The sequence below is a fragment of the Pedobacter sp. KH_004 genome (genome assembly GCF_057840755.1).
Genome location: NZ_CM174519.1, coordinates 442,825 through 465,029 on the forward strand (window position 1 = coordinate 442,825; position 22,205 = coordinate 465,029).

The following is a 22,205-nucleotide window of genomic DNA, read 5'->3' on the forward strand; positions in this document are numbered from 1 at the left end:
GGTTGACATGTGATAGGCGATTTGAACTTCTTTTAATCTGCGAAAATCACCGTGATCTGCGGGGAGTTTTGAGCCCAATGCAATTATCTATTTAGGTTTCCCGCAGATTAAGAAGATTAACGCAGATCTTATTCGATGAATTTTCTTATAACTAAAATCTTTTATATCATTTTTTCGACTGAAACGCAGTGGAATGGAGAAATTTTTTAAGCCTGTATTCGGGACGTGTTAATTTCAAAGATTTCTAGGCTTCGCTCGAAATGACGACGGATGAGATGGACAAAATCCTATCTGCGAAAATCATCGTGATCTGCGGGGAGTTTTGAGCCCAATGCAATTATCTATTTAGGTTTCCCGCAGATTAAAGACATAATTAGTATTGGTTCTAATCTTTAAAAAGTTCGTCATTGCGAGGCAGGGAATGAGCGAGCCGAAGCAATCTGTATAGAACCAACAGGATGAGATGGCTTGTTTCGATGAAAATCGATTTCGCAGGGGCGACGTCCTTACGATACGCTTTCTCCAACATTTTTCATATTTTTACACCATGAGCAAACCAACTATCCAAATTGAACCTAAACGCCCTGTTGATGTACTTTTTGATAAGTATGCGGAAAGCCACCAAAACCCCACCAATAAACTGGTGCATTGGATTTGTGTGCCATTGATCGTTTTTAGTTTACTGGGCCTAGTTTGGCAAATTCCATTTCCACACATTGGTTTTTTAGGCAATTACAATGGCTTCTTTAATTGGGCTTCTTTTCTGTTGGCATTTAGTCTATATTACTATTTCACGCTCTCGCCTGTATTGTTTTTTTTAATGATTTGGGTGGTTGGCTTAATGAGTTATATCATTGTGAAAATAGAGCAAGCTGTTGGTTTGGGGAGTGGGACGGCGTATGCTATTTATGCCGCTATATTTGTTGCTGCCTGGGTAGGGCAATTTATAGGGCATAAAATTGAGGGTAAGAAACCATCTTTTCTAGATGATGTTAAGTTCCTGTTAATCGGTCCGATTTGGTTATTGCACTTCATCTGCAAGAAAACGGGTATTAGGTACTAATCTAAAAGTAGCTAACATTAAATTAACCTTTAGCTAAACAAAGCTTAATTAACATCTAACATACAGCTAACATTGTGGTAATAGCTTTGCCTAAAATTAAATACAGGCAAATTGGACTTAATCACAATTTTTAAAAAGTCGGCATTAGTCATGCTGATTTCATTTCTGAGCATTGCAGCTTACGCACAAACTGGTAAAATTTCTGGAACAGTAACCGATAAAAAAACCGGTGAAACCTTGATTGGGGTAACGGTTAAAATTAAGGGCACTGCTAAAGGGACATCGACAGGGCCAGACGGTAAATATACTATTTTAGCTCTAGCAGATGGAACTCACACTATTGAAGCATCTTATGTCGGGTATGCGACAAAAGAATTGCCAGGTGTAGAAGTTAAAGGTGGGGGAAATACTTCGCTTAATATTATATTGGATGAGTCCAATTCACAAACCTTAGGAGATGTTCAAGTTAGAGGTGTTGCTGGAAAAGAAAGTGAAACAGCTTTGTTATCCATGCAAAAAAACTCTATCGAAATTAAGCAAGGAATCGGAATCCAGGAATTATCAAGAAAAGGAGTAAGTGACGTTGAAGAAGGTTTAACTAAAATCACTGGTATTACTAAAGTTGATGGTCGCGGCTTGTTTGTGCGGGGTTTAGAAGACAGGTATAATAATTTATTGATTAACGGGCTAGCTGTTCCATCAAATAACCCCTTTAAAAAAATAATTCCATTAGATCTTTTTCCAACTGATATCGTCTCAGTTCTAGAAACTTATAAAACATTTAATTCAAGTTTATATGGTGATTTCGCTGGCGGTACATTTAATATCGTAACTGCTAAAGGAGAAAAACCACTAACTAAAATTAGTATTGGAACAAGCTTTATCTCTAACAGTACGTTTAAAAAATTTTTGAGAGCTGATGATGCCACCTCATTCGGCGATTATTTCGGTTTCTCTGGTGATAGTCGTAACCTGCCAAAGGTTTTTGGTAAAGTACCATCAGCATACACTATGTCGACAAGTGAAGCTAATTCACAATTCGGTTCAGGATTTAATGTTGATGAAGGCAATGCACCATTAAATACCAATGTAGGTATTCTTCATACTCAAAAATTCAACTTAGATAATGGGCGTTCATTCCAATATTTATTTTCACTAAATACAGATAATAATTTCCAGGTTAGAGAAGGAGTTGATCGTTTTTTTAATACCGCTCAAGGTATCTACGATAATAACTTGTACACACGTAGCTATAGATTTTCGACCAACTCATCTGTTTTGGGGGCATTGAATTATGCAAGTCCTAGATTGAGTCTTAGTATGAATGCATTTTACTTAAAGGGTACAGAAAATCTTATCCAAGATCAGTTGGGTTATACCAACAGTCAGGCAACAGTTAACAATGCATTCATTAGACTAAATCAATTGCAGAAAACAGATTTCTTTACTGGACAGTTATTCGCTAATTATAAAATTACTGCAGATGATAAGCACAGTGTGAGAGCAGGTGTTTCATACTCTAAAACGCAATATCAGTTGCCAGACCGTAAATCTTTCAAAGGTTCACAAATTGATGCCAATACCACAGCATTAAGCTATTCTGGTAATAGTGTAGTTAGGCAGTACATGGATTTTAATGGAGATTTCTTTGCTTCGGGCATGTTGGAATACAACTGGAAATTTGGGAATAGTGACATAACGAAAGCCCATAAGCTATCAGTAGGTTATAATGGATCATTCAATAAAATTCAATCTGATTTTAGATTTTTAGTATCTCAGGACTTAGCATCAAATACAGCTGTATTTCCAACAAATCAACCTGATGGTATTTTGGGCGGTCAGATTGCAAACGGTGGCTTTACTTATCGTGAAGGAACAAATGCGACTTATAGATCCAAAATGCAGGAAGGTGTTAACGCAGGTTATTTAGACTTAGCATTAAACCTTAATGATAAATTACAAGCAAATGTCGGAACCAGATTTGAACAATCACAACGAATCAGTAGATATAGAGAATCAGGAAGTTTCGATGATCCCTTTAGAAAAATCACCAAAAATAATTTTGATGTGCTTCCTGCCGCAAACATAAAATATGCAGTTACAGATAAGGCAAACTTCCGTCTATCAGCTTCAAAAACTTTAACTAAGCCTGTGGTAATGGAAGCTTATCCACTTGAATTTGTTAATCCAGATGCTACAATTGAAAATGGTAATCCAAACATTTCAAATAGTAAGAATTATAACTTGGATCTTAAGTATGAGTTCTTCCCTTCCAATAAGGAGATGTTTGCAATTACAGGTTTCGCGAAGTATCTTCAAAATCCAATCGAAAGATTATTCATGCAATCTGCAGGTAGTGGTGGTTTAGTTATTACTTATGATAATTCTAAAAAAGCAGTTCTTTACGGTGCTGAAATCGAATTATTACTGCAGTTAAGCAGAATTAATGAAGCGCTTTCAAACTTCTCTTTCGGTTTCAATACTTCATTAATGGTTACTAAAGCAACTATTGATCCTGTAAGAAACGCTTCTGAAATAAAATCTCTTGGAAATAAATTAACCCGTAAACTTCAAGGTGCCTCACCATGGTTAATCAATGCTGATATTAAACATGAAAGTGATTTTGGTAAGAAATGGAAAAGTACGATGACTTTAGCTTATAATATTTATGGAGAACGTATTTACGCTGTGGGAACAAACGGTTTAGATAGCTATTACGAAAAACCTTTCGGTAAGCTTGATTTTATCTGGAACAATAAAATTGCAACCAAGTGGGATCTAAAATTTGGTGTAGAAAATATTTTAAATCCAACTTATCAAATTGAGTTAGGTGGCGATAGTAAAATAAATGTTGTTGAAAACGATTTAACCGTAAAGGATTATAAAAGAGGAGTTGGTGTGTCGTTAGGCTTAGGCTATACATTTTAGACAGATAACATTAATTTAATAATTGGTTGATATAACTTTAAAACTATGTTAACCTATTCAAAACATACAGAATTTAACTTTGCATTATAAAACATATTAACATGAAAAAATTACTTTACGCAGTTGCAATCTCAGCTACGATTTTTACAGGATGCTCTGATGACGATGATGATTTTTTACCGCCAACGAAAGAACCAGTTGTAGGTGAAATTACAGGTGATATTACTGCAAACAGAACTTTAGCTTTTGGAAACTATACTTTAAAAGGTTTAGTGAAAATTCAGCCAGGTGTTACGTTAACAATCGAAAAAGGATCTACCTTTACGGCAGATAAAACGGATGGAGAAGATGGATTAGTGGTTTTAAAAGGTGGTACATTAATCGCTAACGGAACAGCTGATGAGCCAATCGTATTAACAGAAAAGTCTAAAGTTGCTGGTTCTTGGGCTGGTATCATTATGTACGGTGATGCTCCAATTATTGGCAGTGGTGGTTTAACAACCTCAACTTCTGAAGATGGTTTAAGTCAGGTATATGGCGGTACCAATGCGGCACATAGTAGTGGTTCACTAAAGTATGTTAGAGTAGAATATGCCGGGCAGGTAATTACTACAAATAATAAAGAGCATAATGGTTTCTCGTTCTATGCAGTTGGTAGCGGAACTACTTTAGAGAATTTAGTTTCATACAGAGGTAACGACGATGGTTTTGAATTTTATGGTGGTACAGTAAGTGCTAAAAACTTAATTTCTTACGGTAATTCTGATGATTCATTCGATTGGCAAGATAGCTGGAGAGGTCAAGATAATACAAACTGGTTTGCTTATCAAACGGGTAAAGGTAACTATGGTATGGAAGTTGAAACAAAAAGCAACAACAATGCATTTTGGCCAAAAGTTACAAACATTACTTTGAAAAGAGCTGCAGGTACAATTACCGAAGCTCAAGGCGAAATTCAATTAGATGCCTTCCAGTTCAAAGCTAACGGTAATGGTGAGTTTAGTAACATCGTTGTAGATGGTTACGGAAGTCAAACTACTCCGACTGCATTCAATGGTGGTGTTGTTCAAATCTTAGATAAATTAACATACGATAATCAAGTCTTAACCGGTAAAATTAAATTAACAAATGTTAAGGTGACCAACTCACCAAATCTGTTCATCTCTGGAGCAAATACTTTTACAGTAAACGCAGCTAGCTTTGGCGCAAACTGGTCAGTTTCTACAACTGCAACTGGTGCGTCATTAGCTAAAGGTAAATGGGCTACAGTTGACGGTGTTGATTTGTTAGCTAACTTATAAGATAATTTAAGAGTTTAAACTATATAAAAAAAGGGTCAGAAATTAATTTCTGACCCTTTTTTTATGCGGTTTTATTTGCATCCGTCTTATCTTTCTTTTTACTCACTTTCTTTTCAATGGCCTCATCAACTGCTGTAACGAGTAAATTATCATCTTCCTTTATAAAAGGTGTAATAGAATCGTCTTTTTGCAATAAGGTCACTTTCTTCGAAAGTTGTTTCGCAAACTTCTCTATCACTTTATCTGTCTTTTTGGCTTTACCTACTTGGATTACAACTTCGTTAAATGCTATTGCTAATTTAGATTCTAATTCTTTACGTAATTTTTTGCTTGCCGATTGCTTTTTCGACCTGGATTTATTCTTCTTCATTTAACTCATATGGATTTCTCCAAAGATAAAATTTCGTGAAGTTAAATTAATATTATGATTATGTTAAGCGTAGGATTGAGAGTTAACATCAAAAATATTTTGTGTTATATTTATAATGATCTGTTCATCACTAAAGAAATAACCATGGGTGTAAATTTGCCAGTTGTAATCGTAGTGGCCATGATAGTGGTTCTGTTAATTGTATTTATCATTAAGAGAAACCAAAAAGACAAAAAGAAATTCGAGCAGGAAATGATCGATGAAGAAATCCAGCCAGAAAAAGACGATAAGGAAAATATTTAGAAATTACTGCCTTCAGCTATTTCACCACCTAAATCCAAGGTGTTCTGAAAGGCTTCCAGGTAAGCTAACAAATGTCTTTCCGCGTTGGCGTAAGAGGTAAATGTAGCTGCCGGCTCATTCGCATCGGCATCACTTTTGCTTTTAAAATAGTGGCTGATTTGAAACTTGAAGCTGTTCTCGTCATTAATCGGCGACATAATTCTGGCCTTAACAGGATGGCCATGAACCTCAACAAAAAATTCTTTCAAAATATTATAAATGACTGCCGACATAGGGTTTGTTTTTAAACTAAAATTATTTAGTGAACTAAAGTACCGTAAAAGCAGTATAGTTTCGGTTTTTAGCAATAAGATTACGTTTTGTTAATATTAAATTAACATCAATTGTTTGGAATACGGCTATTTTTTAATTGGCTCGTATGCGTAAACGACTTCGTAACTGGCATTTTTTAGATTACTTGAAATCTGGCCAATTTTTAGATTTTGCGTTTGTGGGGTTGGTTCGCAGAAGGAATATTTTTTACCTTGATAGGTAATGAAACTCCCTACAGGTTTATCGAACTGAACCGCCATTGTTAAGTGTGTAGGGTAGAGCAAGGCAATCATCGGTAAATTATAGATTTCCTTCACTAAAAAGAAAAACAATGCTGCCCGGTCATCGCAGTCGCTATATTTATTTAGTAAAGTTTGTTCTGGAGACAATCTTTTCTCTTTACCGAAATTCTGGCCGTCATCTTCATATAAAAAAGCATATCGGGTAAATCGCATCAAATAATCTACCCCATTTTTTTGGTCCAGGTGTTTGGTGTTTTCTTTCAAAATTGGAATCAAAGAGCCGTAGGTTTCTCTACTCAATGGAATATTAAAATAGCTTTCGTAATCTACTACCGGATAATTTTTAAATATCTTTTGCACTTCGTCATTCACTTTTAATTTAAAGTGGTAAACCTTTTGTTTATAGCTAAATTGAAGATCCTTTTCTTCATAATTTTCTGGTTTAAACTCGGGCATTCGTGTTACCTTATAAGAAAAGGGTTTAGTGGCTTCTGGTATCTTAATTTTAACAGGAACGTAAACACTCTGCTTAAATAGCTTTCCATAATCGTGATAATTTAAGCACATATATTTTTTATCATCAATCATAAAGAAAGGGATATCGCTAATATCTTCATCGTTATTAACATAAAACACAATCTGATTATTGCCGATTGCAATTCTGGCATCGTAGCCGCATTTACTCAGTAAATACCATTTGTAAAGCGTATAACTAAAATAATTCTCCGCCTTCGGACTAATCTCTTCGGCTGTTTTCCTGATCAGTTGATAGTAGATCCAATCGTTAAGATGGTGTTTTTCTTGATAAGCCTTAAGCGCTGAAATGATTGTTCGGCTATCTGCTGACTCAATTTTACTGTAAAAATTTAGCGCCTCGGCAGCCGTTGGCTTATTAACGGTAGAAATAATTAATGATGAATCTAAATTGAAGTTAAAAGTACCATCATAAAATTCAAATGACCGATTTTGAGCCATTACGGAAATTCCACAAAGCAGCAAGCATGTGAGCAGTACCTGTCGAAATTTATTTATGTAAAAGCCTGTTTTCAACTCATTAATATTTGGTTACATTAAATTTACATCTTATTAACTTAAAATCAACAATTTCTTTATGTTAAGAATTTTGAGTGATGTTCACCTATATTTAACACGGATTTGCGGCTATGGGAAATTAGATAGAAATTTTTGAAAATTTTTGTTGTTAATTCAAACATAAATTATACTTTTGCCAACGCAAGGGGTGAGAGCCTTGCATCACAATCATAAAGATTGAGAGCGTTAATTTAGATAAAGGTTACAACAGCGATTGTTGTAACCTTTTTTTGTTAAAATCACTCAGGTGCCTAAACGCAAAAGGCAAAAAAAAACAAAGCCATTCCCATTAGCGATATTGACATATCGTCAATTCTAGCAGAGACAATTTCGGATCAAGCAAAAAAGTTGGGGAGTTGAGAAGTTTATTTAATTTTGTTCAACATTATTATTTTGGACAGCTCAATATTATCTTTTATACTACCAGAAGGGTTAACTGAATACTTTGAACTAGATAAGTTCGAACTTTCTGAAGGCTCTTACCATATTTATCTTTTAGAGAAAATTTCCATCAGTATAAGGAAACGATGGTTGAATATTTACACCAAATGTTGGTAAGAGAAATTGATTGATTTAGGATAGCGACTATTTCTGTCCTCGCAGTTTATCAAATTCAATAAGTTGATTAGCTTTTGCATGATCCAGTACCAGCCATCACTGCCGAGAAAGGTGAGAAGTGGTTATCAATGCCTTTTATAAAGAAAATAGCGAAGGCAATCTTTTTATGGATAATGGTTTTATTTTATTTAGTAAGGAAGCATTTAAGCTTGGCGATGGAAAGCAAACAGCTATTATGGTGTGTAAATAATTGATAGCTATGATGACAATTACCTTTAAAAAACATCCATTTTATAATCTTAAGTTAATTTCTTCTTAACAATACATCCTCATATTTGTGGCATAAATATTTGGTTAGTATTTATAAAGTTTAGGTTAGTTGATAACAAAAATACCCAGATGGATGTCTGGGTATTTTTATTTTAAAGCTATAAGTTTTTGCCTAGTTTTTCCAACATCTCTGGCGGAATATTATGTGTATCTACTACTAAGAAACCATCCAGACAATCTGAAAATTTCGGATCTATATTGAAAGAAATGATCTTTGCATTCAAGTTCATATACTGCCTTAATAAAACAGGAATTTTAATATGCGAATTTTCAATGTCGCCAATAATGCTATCTAAATCTTTAAAAGATTCACTACTATCAACTAACGTGTCGGTTGAAATTGGAAGTAAATCTGCTTTGAATTTATTACGTGGCTTAACGTATTTCGCCATTTCATAATCAAAATGGTTTTTAGTGATATAATCAACAATCAGCGCCTTACTAAATTTAGAAAAACTGTTGCTAATACTTACCGGTCCGAACATATATCTATATTGAGGGTTATCAATAAGATACTTTAAAATACCTTTCCACAATAAAAATAATGGAAGCGGTTTACCTTGATATTCTTTTCTAATCCACGATCTGCCCAGTTCAATGCCTTGTTTTAGCATAGGGTAAAACTGATCTTTCATTTTAAAAAGTTCGGAAAGATAAAAACCTCTGCGACCCATGCTTTCTAAAATTTCATCGCCTTTTCCAATGCGGTAGGCACCCACAATATTTTCCAGATCTTTATCCCAAATAAATAGGTGGTTGTAATAAATATCGTAATTATCTAAATCGATTTTTTTATTGGTTCCCTCACCAACTTCGCGAAAAGTAATTTCCCTAAGTCGACCTATTTCACGTAAAACATTTGGAATTTTTAGCGTGGGAACAATATAAACCTCGTAGTTTTTTTCCGTCCATACTTTAAAATCTTCCAGCTTGCTCACTTCGGTCTTAATCAACTCACGAGAAGTTTCTTCAATAATCTCGGCTGGCTTTTTCTTTATCTTAAATAATTTAAGCGGATTAAATAATCTTCTTTCCTGATCTAAACCAACGCCAAGCGCATAGGTTCGGGCACGAAGGAAATCCATTAACTTGTTGCTGCTATTCATGTGCGAAACCTCTGATGGAGCAATCGCTTTTCCAACACGAACTTTGATGGTTAAACCCTGCTTATTCAAAAACTCAGATGGAAGTTTAGCAGTACGAAGGGTAGGATGAATAAAACTTAAAATATTAAATAAAACACCATTATTGCCGTGGAAATAAATGGGAACAACCGGAACTTTTGCCTTCGCGATTAGCTTCCCAACTACCGGATGCCACATCCTATCAGTAACTTGTTGTGCATCTAATTTGAAGGTAGAAACTTCACCCGCAGGGAATATTCCTATTGGTATTCCATTTCTCAGTAAATCGAAAGTAGTTTTTAAACCGCTTATGCTCGATGAATGTTGCACATTTTCAAAGGGATTTACCGCTACAAAAAATTCATCTAGATTAGGTATTTTTTTCAAAATGAAATTGACCATTACCTTCGCATCCGGACGAACAGTACATAAAAGTTTCACAAGGGCCAAACCTTCAACCCCGCCATAAGGATGGTTTGCAATGGCAATAAATGGCCCCGTTTTAGGAATGCTCTTTAAATCATCTTCGTCAAATTCAATAGAAACTCCAATAGTTTCCAAAATTTTATCTACAAATTCTAAGCCTTTAAAGTGTTGATTTTGAGCAAAAACATCGTTAATGTCATTCAGTTTCATGAGCTCCATCATCAAGCCGGCCAAACCTGGCACACCGAGTTTATCTATCTTGGTTGCTTTCGCAAACTCAGAGGTAGTAATGATCTTCATATAATATTCTTAGATTGTTGATAGCTAAAACCCGTGAGCTTTGCAATCCCAAAAATAAGATTTATATTTATAATACACACGTCATATCACACATGAGAATTTGGCTCAATAAACATTTTGGTTTCAGTAAGGGCGAATTCAATGGATTACTGTTGTTGATATTTATTATCATCATATTAAAGGCGATACCTATTATATACGAGAAGGTGCAAACGGTAGAAAAGGACAGTCCTGATTCACTAGCCAAAATCCATAAATTAGAAATAACCGACCAACAAGATTTTCATTATAACAGAGATCGAATTGAGAGTTCGGGAGGATCCAGAGAGGTAAAACTATTTAATTTTGATCCGAATAGTTTAGGTGTTGAAGGATGGCAATCTTTAGGTTTATCTGTAAAACAGGCACAAGCTATTGTGAATTATACCAATAAAGGCGGCAAATTCTATAAGGTTGAAGATCTTCAAAAGATGTACACCATGGTTTAGATTCGGTTCGTTACGAGGAGATTAAAAATCAGATTTCAATAAGTCCGGTAGCGCTAAAAGTCATCAATGTTAATACCGCACAATTTAACGACTTGAAAGGGAATCCATATCTTTCCTACAAACAAATTAATGCCATTATTCAATACAGAAAACAGCATGGAAATTATAGTGCTCCGGCTGATTTAAAGAAAGTCCTAATCCTCAATCAAGAAGTAATCGATAAGATTACACCTTATATTTCTTTTTAGAAAAGCAGTTTTAGTGCTAATCGGTTTCGATAGTCCCGCTTTCACTTCAATCTTTTTTTAACTTTTGTCATGCTTCGGTTGCAGCTGCTTCGTGCCTCAGCATGACAGTACATTTAGAGTTGCTTCAAAAAAAAGTATCCATGTATTAATAACAAGCCTTAGTTCGAGTAGTAGTCAAACTTGCTACAATAAAAAGAATAATTTTATACTCAAAATTAAGGCTTATGTCAAATATACGTGAAACTGTAGATTTTTCAGGAGAACAGATAAATGTTGGAATTGATGTTCACCTGAAGCATTGGAATGTGACCATCTTCCACAATCAGGTCTACCTAAGGAAATTCCAGCAGGAATCCAATCCTGGGATTCTTATCAAACATTTACGCCATCATTATCCCAATGCCAATTTCAGGCTGGCTTACGAGGCTGGTTTCAGCGGTTTCTGGGCACAGCGGATTTTTAGTGAGTCTGGTATTGACTGCCTGGTTGTTAACGCGGCTGATGTCCCCCAGACTGATAAGGGCATTCGCACCAAGAATGATGTCAACGATTCCCGAAGGATAGGTGCTGCCCTGGCAGGGGGTATGCTTGAGGGGATCTATGTGCCCAGCTTAATACAGGAAAGCGACCGCTCGCTTGTTCGCTATCGCTATCGTATAGCCCGTGACCTGAACAGATGTAAATCAAGAATCAAGAGCCTGCTTTATAAGTTTGGAATCACCATCCCCCCTATATTTACCAAAGGTAAGTGGACCAGGGCATTCCTGCTTTGGCTTAAGTCTACCCAATTGGGTTTTGAACATGCAGATTTGACCTTAGAACGAATGATCAGACAAGTTGAATATTTCCAGGGACAGTTACTGGAGATTAGTCGGGATTTGAGGGCCATGCTCCGCTCAACGGTATACGCTCAACAGGCGAGCCTTTTAATGACCGTTCCGGGAATCGGTGCACTCACTGCCCTTACCCTTTTGAGCGAGCTGGGCGATGTGAAAAGATTTCGTACTTTTTATCAGCTTAACGCTTTTGTTGGCCTGTGCCCGACTGAATTTTCAAGTGGGGATTCCGAACGTGTCGGCCCACTAACACCAAGGCACCACTCATTGCTCCGGAGTTTACTAACAGAGGCTGCCTGGACAGCGATCAGGTTGGACCCGGCAATGCTGCTCGCATACAATGAGTACAAAAAAAGGATGAGTGGTAAAAGAGCCATAATAAGAATTGCAAGAAAGATGTTAAATCGGATTTATTATATATTACTAAAACAACAAGGATATGAAAAAGGAATAATAAAATAAGTTAAGATTGCTACCGTGGATTATCCCATTATAATACCGACAGAGACTACTAGGAAATACCTGTAAGAAAATACATTCAAAAAGTTTGTAGCCTGTCTTTTATCCAAATCAGAAAAAAATTGATACCTGTAGCGCAAAAGTGTTGACTACTAATAGGAGGTTGGGAATGATTGGAAGCAAAATATTATATTTGTAATGAGAAACAAATGCCTGGAAGAACGGCGGATATCGAATGTCTGCTGTTCTAAAGGAAAGTTTTGGCCTGTTCTCTTCTAAGTGCCTAATATTAATCATAGGAGTATTTCCGCTTAATCCGGGTTTATTTAATTTAAACCTCTGCAAATAACTAAAATTCATACGTAATGAACTAAAAAATATAAAATAGCTGCTGTACCGTATTTATACCTTTAAAATTAATCATTAATGTTATTGAACCGAATACCATTTCATTCTGTATACATGCAAATTTATAATGGCAATTAACTATAAAATAATTGTTTATAATTGCCAGAACTAACTTAAAATATAAATTTAATGAGCGTTAGCTTTAATTTTTCAGAAACAGAAACTCAACAAAATGTAAAGGCAATGGTCCGCGATTTTGCTGAGAAAAACATACGTCCAAATATTATGGAATGGGATGAAGCGCAACATTTTCCTGTAGAGTTGTTTAAGCAATTAGGCGATTTGGGTTTAATGGGTGTGTTAGTTCCTGAAGAATATGGTGGTTCGGGCTTGGGTTACCAAGAATATGTTGATGTAATTGTAGAGGTGGCGAGAGTTTGTGGTTCTATTGGATTATCACTTGCTGCACACAATTCGCTTTGCACAGGACATATTTTGGCTTTCGGCAATGAGGAGCAAAAACAAAAGTGGTTACCAAAACTAGCTACTGCAGAATGGATTGGTGCCTGGGGCTTAACAGAGGCCAATACCGGATCTGATGCATTAAGGATGATGACCACTGCCGTTGAAGACGGTGATGATTACATCATTAATGGCGCAAAAAACTGGATCACCCATGGTAAAAGTGGCGATATTGCCGTTGTAATGGTAAGAACAGGGGAGCAGGGAAGTTCGAAAGGAATCTCTGCAATTGTGGTGGAACGCGGAACGCCAGGTTTTTCGGCCGGCAAAAAGGAAAATAAATTAGGTATGCGGGCCTCAGAAACTACAGAAATGATTTTTGATAACTGCCGTGTGCCTAAAGCCAATGTGTTGGGTAATGTAGGCGAAGGCTTTAAACAAGCCATGAAAGTTTTGGATGGGGGAAGAATTTCTATTGCCGCATTAGCATTGGGAATTGCAAAGGGAGCTTTTGATGCTGCAGTTGCTTACTCGAAACAACGCCAGCAATTTGGACAACCTATTTCTAGCTTCCAGGCCATAAGTTTTAAACTAGCTGATATGGCGACCGAGATTGAAGCTTCAGAATTGTTAATCAGACAGGCAGCTGATTTAAAAAACAGGCATTTGCCGATGACGAAAGAATCGGCTATGGCTAAATATTTCGCTTCGGAGGTTTCCGTTAAAGTGGCTACAGAAGCGGTTCAGATTTTTGGCGGCTATGGTTATACCAAAGATTTCCCGGTAGAGAAATTTTATCGCGATAGTAAATTGTGTACAATAGGAGAGGGCACATCAGAAATACAAAAAATTGTCATCGCCAGAGAAATATTGAATTAATTGAAGCTAAGGCTTAGGTTAAGATTTAGCATTGCTTGAGCTCAACCTCGATCTCAAACTTATTAAACCAAATATACATTATGAGTAATCCGGAGTGTTTAACCACCTCCGGATTTTTTTTGCTAAATTTTAAAACCAAGCTTTGATAACGGCGGTTTTGACTAATGACTAATGACTAATGACTAATGACTAATGACTAATGACTAATAACAAAAGCTATGGCAAAATATTCGAAAAAAGCAGGTGAAAAAGTAGAGGAAACCATGCATGAGATGAAAGAGGGAAAGCTTAAAACAGGATCTGGCAAGAAAGTAACGTCGAAGAAGCAAGCGGTAGCCATTGGTTTATCCGAGGCGAAAAAAGAAGGCGCAAAAGTTCCGAAAAAGAAAAGTTAAATCTGTTAATTGGAAAACAAGTTGAGCACAGGTCAGTTGATTTAAAGACTAAAGACTAAAGACTAAAGACTAAAGACTAAAGACTAAAGACTAGAGACTAAAGACTAAAGACTACTTAGCGGTTATAATACTATCTACTACATATTCGCTAAATCCTCTCCAGGGTAAAGCATGATTGTATTGTTTATAATGCAGCTCGTAAAATTTACCGCTATTGGCCATCATCTTTTCAGCAAGTTCTTTGTTTGCAATTGAAAACTCGAACTCATTGCTTTGCACACTCCCGGTAGTCCGTGATCTCAAACCACTCTGAATTATTTTCCCTTCGTAGGTTTTGAAGATATAACCCTTTTTAACAACAAAGTTTAGCTCGCCAGCTTTCACACCTTCGCCAAACACAAAGAAATAACGATAGTAAAATACTATAGCTAAAATAATAATTACTAAAACTGCAATGATCGAGATTGTTTTTTTACCGGTTGTCATATGTTAAATGTATCACTAAAAGTAATTAAAGATCATTATAAAACAATTAATGTTTGAATAAAATTTGTTTTTAAAAATCTTTCTCATATTCAATTATTTACTTACATTTGCAGCCCCGCTAATAGGGGAATAATTTAAAAACCACGAGAGGAGGTATTTCAGCGTTATGATCATTATTAACATTAAAGACGGCGAATCATTAGATAAAGCCCTAAAACGTTTCAAGAAAAAGTTTGAAAAAACTGGTGTATTGAGAGAACTACGTAGTCGCCAAGCATACGAGAAAAAATCCGTTGCTCGTCGTACTGAAATTAAACATGCTGTTTACATTCAGAATATGAATCAAGATACAACTTCATAAGTTGTTCACGATATAGAATATTAAAGTCCCGATCTTTTAGGTCGGGACTTTTTTTGTTTTAGGCTATCATCGAAATCTTTACAATAAACAATTAGTTAATGATTTCTTTATATCAAAACAATTTGTAACTTCATATCTATACCTAGCAGGAGATATTGCATGTTGCTAAAAAGTTTTATTACCTATTTAACTCACGAGAAGCGCTATTCTTCGCATACCATCACTTCCTATCAAACTGATCTGGATCAGTTTGAGCAATACATTCATACCACTTTCGAAGTAAACTTCACAGAAGTTAAGCATAGGCATATCAGAAGCTATATGGTTGATTTGATGGAGCGAAAAACTTCAGAGAACACAATCAACAGAAAAATTTCTGCTTTAAGAAGTCTATATAAGTTTTTAATGCGGGAAGAGCAGGTAAATCAAAATCCTACACTTTTAATCAAGGCTCCTAAAATTCCGAAACGTCTTCCGGTATTTGTTGATTCGCAGAAAATGAACGTTCTACTTGATTCGGAAAATTATTTTGACAATAGTTTTGAGTCTGTTAGAGATCATTTGGTTATCGAATTGCTTTTTGGTACAGGAATCCGCCTGGCGGAGCTTATTCAATTAAAAGAAGCTGATGTAGATACTTATTCAGGAACGATTAAGGTGTTGGGTAAAAGAAATAAGGAGCGAATTATTCCGGTAAATAAACAGCTTATTAATCAGATCAATAGCTATATTGATCAAAAAAAATTGCAGAATTTTAATAACAATTTGATTAACTTAATCGTTACGAATACAGGTGCAGCGGCATATCCAAAGCTAATATACCGTATTGTAACTTCATACCTAAACCACATATCAACCAATGAAAAGAAAAGTCCACACGTGTTGCGGCATAGTTATGCGACAAGCCTGTTAAATGCAGGAGCAGATTTAAATGCCATTAAAGAACTTTTGGGCCACGCCAGTTTGGCTGCAACCCAGGTTTACACCCACAATTCAATCGAAAGATTAAAAACAATTTATAAACAAGCCCATCCAAAGGCGTAAAAAAAGGAGGAAAAATGAAAATCGGAGTTCAATCAATCCACTTCAGTGCAGATAGTAAGTTGTTAGACTTTATCCAGAAAAAGGCAAACAAGCTAGATCAGTTTTTTGACCAGATCATTAGCGGCGAAGTGTATTTAAAATTAGAGAACGTAGAGGATGAAGCCAATAAGATCAGTGAGATTAAACTCATTGTGCCGGGTGGAACACTCTTCGCTAAAGAACAATGTAAATCATTTGAAGAGGCGACCGATTTAGCGATTGAGTCGTTGAGGAAACAAATCACGAAGCACAAAGAAAAAACACGTGCAAAATTAAGTGAGCATAAAGCAATTTTAACTGAAAGCGAAGCGACTGATTATTAAGTGTATATTTAAATAAAGTATAATTTATAGGGTAGCGAACAGAAAATGTTCGCTATTTTTTTTCAAATTTATTTTGAAGTGAAATATAAGTGTGTATATTTGCATTCCCTTTCGGAAACGGTGTTAAGCAACAAAGAAAAGGTAAGTTCTTTTAAAAGATTAAAGTTTTTAAAAAACACGCTAATAGTATGAAAAATGAAGATTTTTCGTATCATTGCACAAAATTAAAAGCCTCCTTAGCTCAGCTGGTAGAGCAACTGACTTGTAATCAGTAGGTCATTGGTTCGATTCCGATAGGAGGCTCTTTTATTTTAAAGTGTTGGTATTTTAAAATAAAGTAGGGGAGATTCCAGAGCGGCCAAATGGGACAGACTGTAACTCTGTTATCGCAAGATTTCGAAGGTTCGAATCCTTCTCTCCCCACCATCTGATTTTAGATTTGAAGATTTTAAATTGACGATTGTAAAATCGTAATTCGTAAATCATCAATCGTAAATTAGTAAGCGGAAGTAGCTCAGTTGGTAGAGCGATAGCCTTCCAAGCTATAGGTCGCGAGTTCGAACCTCGTCTTCCGCTCCAATAAAGTTGAGCAGTTGGCAATTAAAGGTTGCAGTTTTATGATAACTGACAAAACTGAAGATTGATAATTGGAAAAGCCGACTTAGCTCAGCGGTAGAGCACTTCCTTGGTAAGGAAGAGGTCATGGGTTCAATTCCCATAGTTGGCTCAGGTGTAATAAAGCTTTGTTAAATCTGTTATATATTACAGAGTAGACAAGGTTTTTTGTGTTGAAATAACAAAAAATAAAAATAATAAAAAGTTAACCTACTAATTAGTTATAAATAAAATGGCAAAAGAAAAATTTGACCGCAGTAAACCGCACTTAAACATCGGTACAATCGGTCACGTCGATCACGGTAAAACAACTTTAACAGCAGCTATTACAAAAGTTTTGGCTGATGCTGGTTTAACTGAGGCACGTTCATTCGATTCAATTGACTCTGCTCCAGAGGAAAAAGAAAGAGGTATTACAATCAATACAGCTCACGTTGAGTATTCAACAGCTAACCGTCACTATGCACACGTTGACTGTCCAGGTCACGCGGATTATGTGAAGAACATGGTAACTGGTGCTGCTCAAATGGACGGTGCAATTATCGTTGTTGCTGCTACTGATGGTCCAATGCCACAAACTCGCGAGCACATCTTGTTGGCTCGTCAGGTTGGTGTACCTTCATTGGTTGTATTCATGAACAAAGTGGATATGGTTGATGATCCAGAATTATTAGAACTAGTTGAAATGGAAGTTCGTGAATTATTATCTTTCTACGATTTCCCAGGTGATGATATTCCAGTAATCCAAGGTTCTGCATTAGGTGGATTAAACGGTGATGCTAAATGGGTTGGTAAAATTATGGAATTAATGGATGCTGTTGATAGCTACATTCCAATTCCTCCACGTTTAACTGAACTTCCTTTCTTAATGCCTGTTGAAGATGTATTCTCAATTACTGGTCGTGGTACTGTTGCTACAGGTCGTATTGAGCGTGGTGTAATCAACTCTGGAGATCCAGTTGAGATCTTAGGTATGGGTGCTGAGAACTTAAAATCTACAGTAACTGGTGTTGAGATGTTCCGTAAAATTTTAGATTACGGTGAAGCTGGTGATAACGTAGGTTTATTGTTACGTGGTATTGAGAAAACTGATATCCGTCGTGGTATGGTAATCTGTAAACCAGGTTCAGTAACTCCTCACTCTGATTTCAAAGCTGAGATCTATGTATTATCAAAAGCTGAAGGTGGTCGTCACACGCCATTCTTTAACAAATACCGTCCTCAATTCTATTTCCGTACTACAGATGTAACTGGTGAAATTTCACTAGCTGAAGGTACTGAAATGGTAATGCCAGGTGATAACGTTACAATTTCTGTGAAATTGATTTCTCCTATCGCAATGGAAAAAGGTCTACGTTTCGCTATCCGTGAAGGTGGTAGAACAGTAGGTGCTGGTCAGGTAACTGAAATCTTAGCTTAATTTTAAGCTATTATATAAAAATTAGCTAATTGGCTTCTATGCTGATTAGCTAATTTTATCCACGGGAATAGTTCAACGGTAGAATAGAGGTCTCCAAAACCTTTGATCAGGGTTCGAATCCTTGTTCCCGTGCCAAAAAATAATGATTGTATTAGTGAATGTTTTAATGATTGAATGTTAACCATTCTCTCACTCACTAATTCAATCATTTAATCATTATAATAAATATGGCTAAAGTAGTTGAGTTTATAAAAGAATCATACGATGAAATGACCAATAAGGTTACATGGCCTACTTGGGGAGAGTTGCAAAGCTCTGCGATTCTTGTTTTAGTAGCTTCTTTGATTATTGCATTGGTTATTTTTGCAATGGATAAAGGCTCTACGTTTGTGTTAGATACTTTTTATAAATCACTTTCTAATTAATATTTACTAATGAGCGATCTAAAGTGGTACGTTGTAAGGGCGGTTAGCGGTAAAGAAAAGAAGGTAAAACAATACATTGATGCTGAGATCAGCCGTTTAGGTTTCTCTCATTTGGTTCCTCAGGTTTTAATACCGATGGAAAAATATTACCAAATGAAAGATGGTAAGAAAATTGCCAAAGAACGTAACTTTTATCCTGGTTATGTTTTAATCGAAGCAACATTAGATGGAGAATTAGAGCACATCATTAAAGGAATTAATAGTGTTATTGGTTTCTTAGGTGATAAAGCTGGTAATCCAATTCCAATGCGCCAGGCAGAAGTTAACCGTATTTTAGGTGTGGTTGATGAAATGAGCGAGCAAGGCGAAACCATGAATGTGCCTTACTATGTTGGTGAAGGCATTAAAGTAATGGATGGACCTTTCAATGGTTTCTCTGGTGTGATTGAAGAAGTGAACGAAGAGAAGAAAAAATTAAAAGTAATGGTTAAGATTTTCGGTCGTAAAACACCATTGGAACTTAACTATATGCAAGTAGAAAAAGAATAATGGGATTTACGATTGTAGATTTAAGAATTTACTAAGATATAATAAAAGCTTTTCTCAAAAGGAAAAGCTTTTTCTTTTAAGGAAAGATATATATAGTTAATATAAAATATATTTTTCCTAAACTATTGTAGGACTGCAAGATTATCCATATCTTTGCAGTCCTTTAAGTTTTATAGGAACTATAAGGAAAATAAATGTTACATGCTTCCAATATTTAACATTGAGTTTTAAATAAACAAAAAACACAAAATGGCAAAAGAAGTCAGTGCAATGATCAAATTACAGATCAAAGGCGGAGCGGCAAATCCATCGCCACCAGTAGGACCTGCATTAGGTGCTAAAGGGGTGAACATTATGGAGTTTTGCAAACAGTACAACGCTCGTACCCAAGATAAAGCAGGTAAAGTATTGCCAGTTGTAATTACTGTTTATGCTGATAAGTCATTCGATTTCATCATCAAAACCCCTCCGGTAGCTATCCAGTTAAAAGATGCTACTAAATTACAGAGTGGTTCTGCTGAGCCTAACCGTAAGAAAGTTGGGTCGGTGACCTGGGACCAGATTAAAGTTATTGCTGAAGATAAAATGCCTGATTTAAATGCATTTACAATCGAATCTGCAATGAGTATGGTTGCTGGAACAGCACGCAGTATGGGAATCACCGTTTCTGGTGACGCACCCTGGAACAATTAATTAAAAAACAGTTTACAACAGTGGCGAAATTAACTAAAAATCAAAAAAAGGCACATGCTAAAATAGAAGCTGGTAAAGCTTATACTTTGAAGGATGCTGCTGCTTTGGTAAAAGAAATCACTACTACTAAATTCGATGCTTCAGTTGATATTGATGTATCTTTAGGAGTAGATCCGCGTAAAGCCAATCAAATGGTACGTGGTATTGCTACTTTACCACACGGTACAGGTAAAACTGTACGTGTTTTAGCTTTAGTAACTCCTGATAAGGAAGAAGAAGCGAAAGCAGCTGGCGCAGACTTCGTTGGTTTAGACGAGTATGTTGCTAAAATTGAAGGTGGTTGGACCGATGTAGACATTATTATCACTACACCAGCTTGTATGGCTAAGGTAGGTAAATTGGGCCGTGTTTTAGGTCCAAGGAACTTAATGCCTAACCCAAAATCAGGTACAGTAACTAACGAAGTTGGTAAAGCTGTAACTGAGGTTAAAGCAGGTAAGATCGATTTTAAAGTAGACAAAACGGGTATCATACACGCCTCGATAGGAAAAGTATCATTCCCAGCAGACAAAATTTATGAGAATGCACTTGAAATCATTCAAGTAATTTCAAAATTAAAACCATCTGCTGCAAAAGGAACTTATTTTAAAAGCATTCACGTGTCTTCTACAATGAGTCCTGGGATTGCAATTGAAACTAAATCAGTAGCGGGGATTTAATCATGAACAGAGAAGAAAAAAACGACGTAGTTTTAGAACTACAAGGACAAATGCAAGAGTATGGCAATTTTTATATTGCTGATACTTCTAGCCTTTCTGTTGAGCAGATTAATAACATCCGCCGCAAATGTTTCGAAGGTGATATCATTATGAAGGTTGCTAAAAACTCTTTAATTCGCAAAGCGATTGAAGGTTTAGATGGCGATGCTTCTGAGATATACGAAGCGCTTAAAGGTTCATCATCATTATTATTCTCAAAAACAGCAAACGCTCCGGCTAAGTTGATTAAAACTTTGAGAAAAACTTCTGATAAACCTGTGCTTAAAGCAGCATACATAGATTCATCAGTATATGTTGGTGATGATCAATTGAATAACTTAGTAAGCTTAAAATCAAGAGAAGAGCTTATTGGCGATATCATTGGGTTATTACAATCACCAGCTAAAAATGTTCTATCTGCGCTTCAATCAGGCGGTAACAAAATTGCAGGAATTGTTAAAACTCTTCAAGAAAGAGAAGGTTAACGAACACCTTAAGTTCGCAAATAAAACAAAATTATTTTACGTAAAAATTTAAAATCTTAATAAAATGGCAGATTTAAAATCGTTTGCTGAGCAATTAGTAAACTTAACCGTTAAAGAAGTTAACGAATTAGCTCAAATCTTAAAAGACGAGTATGGTATCGAGCCTGCAGCTGCTGCTGTAGTTGCTGGTCCTGCTGCTGGTGGTGATGCACCTGCTGCTGCTGCAGAAAAAACATCTTTTGATGTAATTCTTAAAGAAGCTGGTGGCGCTAAATTAGCAGTTGTTAAACTTGTAAAAGACTTAACAGGTCTTGGTTTGAAAGAAGCTAAAGACTTAGTTGACGGAGCACCAAAAGAATTAAAAGCTGGTGTTACTAAAGACGAAGCAGAAGCTCTTAAAAAACAATTAGAAGAAGCTGGAGCAGTAGTTGAAATTAAGTAATCACTTAATTTAGCTAGGCTAAAAATGTATTAGACACCGACTGAAAATGTCGGTGTCTTTACCTGTTTATAAACATCTCATTTTGTTTGGTTAATGAGCCT

At 36.0% G+C, this 22,205-nt stretch carries 24 protein-coding genes and 5 tRNA genes; 24 read left to right on the forward strand and 5 right to left on the reverse strand.

The window, feature by feature from the left end; translation table 11 throughout:
* Nucleotides 1-547: 547 nt before the first annotated feature.
* From AC3ITD_RS02000 to AC3ITD_RS02010, 3 genes are all read left to right on the forward strand, one after another.
* Nucleotides 548-1,063 carry an Mpo1 family 2-hydroxy fatty acid dioxygenase gene (locus AC3ITD_RS02000; RefSeq protein ID WP_489363556.1) on the forward strand — a complete coding sequence of 172 codons (516 nt, stop codon included), beginning with the start codon at nt 548-550 and terminating at the stop codon, nt 1,061-1,063.
* 150 nt (nt 1,064-1,213) lie between these two features.
* A complete protein-coding gene (locus AC3ITD_RS02005) occupies nt 1,214-3,991 on the forward strand; it encodes a TonB-dependent receptor (RefSeq protein ID WP_489363558.1) in 2,778 nt (925 codons plus the stop codon).
* A gap of 101 nt (nt 3,992-4,092) precedes the next feature.
* Nucleotides 4,093-5,292 (forward strand): hypothetical protein, encoded by a 1,200-nt coding sequence (locus AC3ITD_RS02010; RefSeq protein WP_489363560.1) that lies wholly within the window; start codon nt 4,093-4,095, stop codon nt 5,290-5,292.
* A 61-nt stretch (nt 5,293-5,353) separates the two neighbouring features.
* On the opposite strand, the gene AC3ITD_RS02015 is transcribed toward AC3ITD_RS02010, so the two are convergent.
* Entirely contained in the window at nt 5,354-5,662 is a 309-nt protein-coding gene (locus AC3ITD_RS02015) for a hypothetical protein (RefSeq protein ID WP_265797997.1), read from the reverse strand.
* Nucleotides 5,663-5,722: 60 nt separating this feature from the next.
* On the opposite strand from AC3ITD_RS02015, the gene AC3ITD_RS02020 reads away from it, so the two are divergent.
* Nucleotides 5,723-5,965 carry a hypothetical protein gene (locus tag AC3ITD_RS02020; RefSeq protein ID WP_265797996.1) on the forward strand — a complete coding sequence of 81 codons (243 nt, stop codon included), beginning with the start codon at nt 5,723-5,725 and terminating at the stop codon, nt 5,963-5,965.
* Here the strand turns inward: AC3ITD_RS02020 and AC3ITD_RS02025 are convergent.
* The 3 genes from AC3ITD_RS02025 to AC3ITD_RS02035 all read right to left on the reverse strand — a co-directional run bounded on the left by AC3ITD_RS02025 (nt 5,962) and on the right by AC3ITD_RS02035 (nt 10,349).
* Nucleotides 5,962-6,237 carry a hypothetical protein gene (locus AC3ITD_RS02025; RefSeq protein WP_265797995.1) on the reverse strand — a complete coding sequence of 92 codons (276 nt, stop codon included), beginning with the start codon at nt 6,235-6,237 and terminating at the stop codon, nt 5,962-5,964. The genes AC3ITD_RS02020 and AC3ITD_RS02025 overlap by 4 nt on opposite strands.
* Nucleotides 6,238-6,363: 126 nt before the next feature.
* Nucleotides 6,364-7,494, reverse strand: a complete 1,131-nt coding sequence (locus AC3ITD_RS02030; RefSeq protein ID WP_489363563.1) for a hypothetical protein — start codon at nt 7,492-7,494, stop codon at nt 6,364-6,366.
* A gap of 1,103 nt (nt 7,495-8,597) precedes the next feature.
* Complete coding sequence (locus AC3ITD_RS02035; RefSeq protein ID WP_265797993.1) at nt 8,598-10,349, reverse strand: bifunctional lysophospholipid acyltransferase family protein/GNAT family N-acetyltransferase; 1,752 nt, start codon at nt 10,347-10,349, stop codon at nt 8,598-8,600.
* Nucleotides 10,350-10,441: 92 nt separating this feature from the next.
* On the opposite strand from AC3ITD_RS02035, the gene AC3ITD_RS02040 reads away from it, so the two are divergent.
* The 5 genes from AC3ITD_RS02040 to AC3ITD_RS02060 all read left to right on the forward strand — a co-directional run bounded on the left by AC3ITD_RS02040 (nt 10,442) and on the right by AC3ITD_RS02060 (nt 14,464).
* Nucleotides 10,442-10,837, forward strand: coding sequence for a ComEA family DNA-binding protein (locus AC3ITD_RS02040; protein WP_489363565.1), 396 nt, complete (start codon nt 10,442-10,444; stop codon nt 10,835-10,837).
* Between the two features lie 62 nt (nt 10,838-10,899).
* Nucleotides 10,900-11,085, forward strand: coding sequence for a ComEA family DNA-binding protein (locus AC3ITD_RS02045; RefSeq protein WP_489366620.1), 186 nt, complete (start codon nt 10,900-10,902; stop codon nt 11,083-11,085).
* Nucleotides 11,086-11,309: 224 nt separating this feature from the next.
* Complete coding sequence (locus AC3ITD_RS02050) at nt 11,310-12,383, forward strand: IS110 family RNA-guided transposase (protein WP_424056733.1); 1,074 nt, start codon at nt 11,310-11,312, stop codon at nt 12,381-12,383.
* Between the two features lie 534 nt (nt 12,384-12,917).
* Nucleotides 12,918-14,069: an acyl-CoA dehydrogenase gene (locus AC3ITD_RS02055; RefSeq protein WP_265797991.1), complete on the forward strand. Its 1,152-nt coding sequence runs from the start codon at nt 12,918-12,920 to the stop codon at nt 14,067-14,069.
* A gap of 218 nt (nt 14,070-14,287) precedes the next feature.
* Nucleotides 14,288-14,464, forward strand: coding sequence for a DUF6496 domain-containing protein (locus AC3ITD_RS02060; RefSeq protein WP_200926367.1), 177 nt, complete (start codon nt 14,288-14,290; stop codon nt 14,462-14,464).
* Nucleotides 14,465-14,575: 111 nt separating this feature from the next.
* On the opposite strand, the gene AC3ITD_RS02065 is transcribed toward AC3ITD_RS02060, so the two are convergent.
* Entirely contained in the window at nt 14,576-14,950 is a 375-nt protein-coding gene (locus AC3ITD_RS02065; RefSeq protein WP_489363569.1) for a hypothetical protein, read from the reverse strand.
* Nucleotides 14,951-15,116: 166 nt separating this feature from the next.
* Between AC3ITD_RS02065 and rpsU the strand changes: the two genes are divergently transcribed.
* The 15 genes from rpsU (at nt 15,117) to rplL (ending at nt 22,104) form a co-directional block, all read left to right on the forward strand.
* Entirely contained in the window at nt 15,117-15,311 is a 195-nt protein-coding gene (gene rpsU / locus AC3ITD_RS02070) for a 30S ribosomal protein S21 (RefSeq protein WP_010601088.1), read from the forward strand.
* Between the two features lie 159 nt (nt 15,312-15,470).
* Entirely contained in the window at nt 15,471-16,355 is an 885-nt protein-coding gene (locus tag AC3ITD_RS02075) for a phage lytic cycle repressor MrpR family protein (protein ID WP_489363571.1), read from the forward strand.
* Nucleotides 16,356-16,369: 14 nt separating this feature from the next.
* On the forward strand, nt 16,370-16,717 hold the full coding sequence (gene hpf, locus AC3ITD_RS02080; protein ID WP_056849497.1) for a ribosome hibernation-promoting factor, HPF/YfiA family: 348 nt from the start codon (nt 16,370-16,372) through the stop codon (nt 16,715-16,717).
* Between the two features lie 230 nt (nt 16,718-16,947).
* A tRNA-Thr gene (locus AC3ITD_RS02085) sits at nt 16,948-17,020 on the forward strand.
* Nucleotides 17,021-17,057: 37 nt separating this feature from the next.
* Nucleotides 17,058-17,143: transfer RNA gene (locus tag AC3ITD_RS02090), tRNA-Tyr, on the forward strand.
* A 77-nt stretch (nt 17,144-17,220) separates the two neighbouring features.
* A tRNA-Gly gene (locus AC3ITD_RS02095) sits at nt 17,221-17,296 on the forward strand.
* A 76-nt stretch (nt 17,297-17,372) separates the two neighbouring features.
* Nucleotides 17,373-17,444 (forward strand) — tRNA-Thr (locus tag AC3ITD_RS02100).
* Nucleotides 17,445-17,564: 120 nt separating this feature from the next.
* A complete protein-coding gene (gene tuf / locus AC3ITD_RS02105) occupies nt 17,565-18,752 on the forward strand; it encodes an elongation factor Tu (protein WP_056849498.1) in 1,188 nt (395 codons plus the stop codon).
* A 61-nt stretch (nt 18,753-18,813) separates the two neighbouring features.
* Nucleotides 18,814-18,887, forward strand: a tRNA-Trp gene (locus tag AC3ITD_RS02110).
* Nucleotides 18,888-18,979: 92 nt separating this feature from the next.
* A complete protein-coding gene (gene secE, locus AC3ITD_RS02115) occupies nt 18,980-19,177 on the forward strand; it encodes a preprotein translocase subunit SecE (protein ID WP_025143264.1) in 198 nt (65 codons plus the stop codon).
* 9 nt (nt 19,178-19,186) lie between these two features.
* Entirely contained in the window at nt 19,187-19,726 is a 540-nt protein-coding gene (gene nusG, locus AC3ITD_RS02120; RefSeq protein ID WP_029283241.1) for a transcription termination/antitermination protein NusG, read from the forward strand.
* A 249-nt stretch (nt 19,727-19,975) separates the two neighbouring features.
* Nucleotides 19,976-20,419 (forward strand): 50S ribosomal protein L11, encoded by a 444-nt coding sequence (gene rplK, locus AC3ITD_RS02125; RefSeq protein WP_010601094.1) that lies wholly within the window; start codon nt 19,976-19,978, stop codon nt 20,417-20,419.
* A 20-nt stretch (nt 20,420-20,439) separates the two neighbouring features.
* Nucleotides 20,440-21,138 carry a 50S ribosomal protein L1 gene (gene rplA / locus AC3ITD_RS02130; RefSeq protein ID WP_025143259.1) on the forward strand — a complete coding sequence of 233 codons (699 nt, stop codon included), beginning with the start codon at nt 20,440-20,442 and terminating at the stop codon, nt 21,136-21,138.
* Nucleotides 21,139-21,140: 2 nt separating this feature from the next.
* Nucleotides 21,141-21,662, forward strand: a complete 522-nt coding sequence (rplJ, locus tag AC3ITD_RS02135; protein ID WP_056849501.1) for a 50S ribosomal protein L10 — start codon at nt 21,141-21,143, stop codon at nt 21,660-21,662.
* Between the two features lie 64 nt (nt 21,663-21,726).
* Nucleotides 21,727-22,104 (forward strand): 50S ribosomal protein L7/L12, encoded by a 378-nt coding sequence (rplL, locus tag AC3ITD_RS02140; RefSeq protein ID WP_029279312.1) that lies wholly within the window; start codon nt 21,727-21,729, stop codon nt 22,102-22,104.
* Nucleotides 22,105-22,205: the final 101 nt, after the last annotated feature.